This window comes from Microbacterium sp. zg.Y909, assembly GCF_024626565.1.
In genome coordinates, this window is sequence record NZ_JANJFJ010000477.1 from 1 (window position 1) to 2,990 (window position 2,990).

At 68.7% G+C, this 2,990-nt stretch carries 4 protein-coding genes and 1 pseudogene; 2 read left to right on the plus strand and 3 right to left on the minus strand.

Going from position 1 to position 2,990, the window contains the following annotated elements; genetic code table 11:
* Both NQ160_RS21565 and NQ160_RS21570 read left to right on the plus strand, forming a co-directional pair.
* A pseudogene (locus NQ160_RS21565) lies at positions 1–698 on the plus strand (ubiquinol-cytochrome c reductase cytochrome b subunit); the annotation flags it as partial.
* A gap of 134 nt (positions 699–832) precedes the next feature.
* On the plus strand, positions 833–1,237 hold the full coding sequence (locus NQ160_RS21570; protein ID WP_257517112.1) for a rhodanese-like domain-containing protein: 405 nt from the start codon (positions 833–835) through the stop codon (positions 1,235–1,237).
* Positions 1,238–1,253: 16 nt separating this feature from the next.
* On the opposite strand, the gene NQ160_RS21575 is transcribed toward NQ160_RS21570, so the two are convergent.
* From NQ160_RS21575 to NQ160_RS21585, 3 genes are all read right to left on the minus strand, one after another.
* Positions 1,254–2,048, minus strand: coding sequence for a PP2C family protein-serine/threonine phosphatase (locus NQ160_RS21575; protein WP_257517113.1), 795 nt, complete (start codon positions 2,046–2,048; stop codon positions 1,254–1,256).
* 10 nt (positions 2,049–2,058) lie between these two features.
* The gene (locus tag NQ160_RS21580) at positions 2,059–2,493 is read right to left on the minus strand and encodes a cytochrome c oxidase subunit 4 (protein ID WP_257517114.1); all 435 of its coding nucleotides are present in this window, start codon (positions 2,491–2,493) and stop codon (positions 2,059–2,061) included.
* Between the two features lie 2 nt (positions 2,494–2,495).
* A partial coding sequence (locus NQ160_RS21585; RefSeq protein WP_257517115.1) for a cbb3-type cytochrome c oxidase subunit I occupies positions 2,496–2,990 on the minus strand: 495 nt, incomplete at its 5' end.

Below are 2,990 nucleotides of genomic sequence, written 5' to 3' on the forward strand. Positions count from 1 at the left end.
GCGACAAGCGCGAGCACCACATCGCCCAGCGTCCCCGCAACGCCGCCACCCGCACCGCCATCGGCGCCGCAGGTGTCACCTTCTACGCGGTGCTGTGGGCTGCGGCTTCGTCCGACCTCATCGCCACGCACTTCCATCTGACGATGGAGGGCGTCATCCACGCCCTGCAGGCACTGCTCATCGTCGGGCCGATCCTCGCCTACTTCGTCGCCAAGCGCATCGCTCTCGCGCTGCAGAAGAAGGACCGCGAGATCGTGCTGCACGGCTACGAATCCGGCCGCATCGTCCGCCTCCCCGGCGGCGAGTACATCGAGGTGCACCAGCCGGTCGACGAGTACGAGCGCGTCAAGCTGGTCGATGTCGAGACGAACGCCCCGCTGGTTGTGCGCCCCAATGCCAAGGGACGCATCCCGTGGCACGAGAACATGCGCTCCGCACTGTCGCGCTGGTTCTTCGAAGACCGCCTCACGCCGCTCACGCAGACCGAGCTCGACGCGGCGCTGGAGCACCAGCACCACTCGCTCGAGCACATGCAGGAAGAGGAAGCCGCTGAACTGCAGGGCGCCCACGAGCGCGCCGGCGTCCCCGACGCTCCCCTGCACCCGATCGACGACGGTCACAACAGCGAGACGGCCGTGCGTCCGTCGAACGTGATCATCCCCGACGAGAGCGACAAGAAGGACAAGAAGGACTCCTGAGTCCCGATAAGAGAAAGGCCCCGGCGTTCCGCGCCGGGGCCTTTCTCGTCTCCCGTGGAGGGCATGGCAGGATTCCTCCCCCCTGCGACCGCCCGCCGATGTGACCGCCACGATGGCCGCGCTACGGTGGCGGCATGACGGATGCCGAGACCTACTTCGCCGCGAAGCTGCGCCACGAGACCGACGCGAGCGACGTGTACGAGGCTCAGCGCGCGGGGACCGCCCTGACCATCGTCGATGTGCGCAGCGACGCGGCGTGGGCACAGGGACGCGTCGCGGGCGCGGTGCACCTGCCCTACCGCGAGATCCCGGCGCGCGCGACGGCAGAGATCGACCGGGCGACACCGGTCGTCGTGTACTGCTGGGGACCCGGATGCAACGCGGGCGCCAAAGCGGCCCTGGCCTTCGCCGCGGCGGGGTACTCCGTGCGGGAGATGATCGGCGGCTACGAGTACTGGGTGCGCGAGGGGCTGCCGACGCAGGACGACGACGGGCCGCTGGCGCGCCGGTTCGATCCGCTCACCATGGTGGTGCGCTAAGGCACGACGAGCGAACTCAGGCGCTGTCGAGGCCCTCGAGAAAGCGGGCCGCCGCCGCGCCGGCGAACACCGGGGCGTCGGGTGACACCCGGTCGGTTGCCGCGACGATGTCGCACACGACGGCTGTCGCGTTGTCGCGGGTGCCGGCATCCAAGGCGACTCGCACGACCCAGTCCGCCGCGCGTTCGGGGGTCGGGGCTAGCGCGAGAAGCCGCTCCAGCTCCTCATGGGGAACATAGTCGCTCACCCCGTCGCTGCACAGCAGCCATCGATCCCCGAGCACCGCGTCCACGCTTGCGACGCTGACGGTGTCTTCGTCGTCTCCGCTGAGCGACGCCGTGATGACATTGCGGCGCGGGTGCACAGCGGCTTCCTCCGGGCTGAGGAGACCCTGGTCGACCAGAGCCTGCACGAGCGAGTCGTCGCGCGTCTGGCGCGTGAGCAGACCGTCCCGCAGCAGGTAGGCGCGGGAGTCGCCGGTGTGGGCGAGCAGCAGTTCACCGGTGCCCGCGAACCACAGCCCGGTGAGCGTCGTGGCCATGCCCGCGAGGGCGGGGTTTCGTCGCGTGTGCGCGCCGATGTCCCAGTTCGCCCAGCGGATGCGCGATACCAGGTTCTCTGCATCCCGCATCTCGGGAGCGCCGGCCGCCAGGCGGTGAAGGAGCGCCGCGGATGCGAGATCCCCCGCCGGTCCCCCGCCGACTCCGTCGGCGACGCCCGCCCCCCAGGATGCCGCGAACGCGGCATCCTGGTTGACGGTGCGGAACTCGCCGACGTCCGAGACGGCGGCGGCTCTCAGTCGAGCCGACATGGCGTGGCGCTCAGCGAGCGAAGTACCCGCGGTAGTACTCGAACACCCAGCCCACGATGGCGATGACGAAGACGGCGACGCCGATCGGGATCATGAAGGTGCCGACGGCGAAGCCGATCATGGCCAGTGCAGCCGAGAAGGCCAGGACGATCGGCCACCACGACCACGGGCTGAACTCACCCATCTCGGGGTCGCCGTCGTCGATGTCCGCCGTGAGGATGTCCTCGGGCAGCTCACCGCCCTGGGCCTTGTGCACGCGGCCGACATAGAACCCGATCAGCGCGGACATGAAGACCGAGAAGAACAGAGCAACCGTGCCGACCCACTCGATCGCCTGGTACCAGGCGAGCTCGGGGTAGGCGATGATGTTCCACCAGGTGTAGACGATTGCGACCAGCAAGAAGAAGCCGGCGAGGAGCCACCAGAGGTTGACATTGGTCTTCATCGCTACTTCACCTCTCCCTCGGCGACATCGACAACGGGGGCATCGGGCGCGTCCTTGGCGGGACCCACACCGACCGGCACGGCCGCTTCCGGGTGGTTGACGTCGAACGCCGGGCGTTCGCTGCGGATGCGCGGGATCGAGGTGAAGTTGTGCCGCGGCGGCGGGCAGCTGGTCGCCCACTCCAGCGAACCCCCGTAACCCCACGGGTCGTTGACGGTCACCTTCGGAGCCTTGCGCGCCGTGATCCAGACGTTGAGGAAGAACGGCAGCATCGAGGCGCCGAGGATCATCGCACCCACTGTGGAGATCTGGTTCTCCCAGGTCCAGCCGTCAGCGGCCGAGTAGTCGGCGTAGCGGCGCACCATGCCGTCCACGCCCAGCCAGTGCTGCACGAGGAAGGTCATGTGGAAGCCGATGAACAGCATCCAGAAGTGCACGTAGCCGAGGCGCTCGTTGAGCATGCGGCCGGTCCACTTCGGCCACCAGAAGTAGAAGCC